General features: G+C 48.6%; 1 protein-coding gene. It reads right to left on the bottom strand.

Features of this window, described 5'->3' with window-relative positions:
* A partial coding sequence (locus tag R8N47_RS27455) for an efflux RND transporter permease subunit (protein ID WP_318186395.1) occupies positions 1-558 on the bottom strand: 558 nt, incomplete at both ends.

Here is a 558-nt window from a genome sequence, read left to right as displayed (position 1 = left end):
CTTCACCACCCGGGCTTTCTAGGTTCTCACTTCGTAAAGCTGATGTAATATCCGATGCCGTGACCGCACGACCAGCCATAAGCTCTGGTTTGAGTTTCACGTACATGACTTTGTACAAACCACCAGAGAGATCGATAGAACTCACACCCGTGATCAAACTGAAACGATCCATCAGAACACGCTCGGCATAATCCGTCAGCTGTGTGCGGTCCATTTCAGAAGAGCTTAGATTGATGTAAAGGGACGCTTCACCCGAACCATTGTTCTTGTAAACAATTGGGTCATCTGCTTCATCAGGTAACGAGCGCTGAGCACGAGCAACGGCGTCACGCACATCACTCACCCCAGTATTCAGATCGTAACCTATCTCTAAGGTGATCGTGATGCGTGACATGCTGTTACGAGTGGTAGAACTGATTTCATCAATGCCACTGATCCCAGAAAGCTGATCTTCCAATACGGAGGTGATTTGGCTTTCAATAATGGTCGCCGACGCGCCTTCATAACGCGTGCTGATAGAAACGACTGGGCTCTCAATATCAGGCATTTCACGAACGG

This window comes from Vibrio sp. 2132-1 (assembly GCF_033344315.1).
The sequence above is the reverse complement of the archived record's forward strand: the minus strand, read 5'-3'. Positions and strand labels throughout refer to the sequence as shown.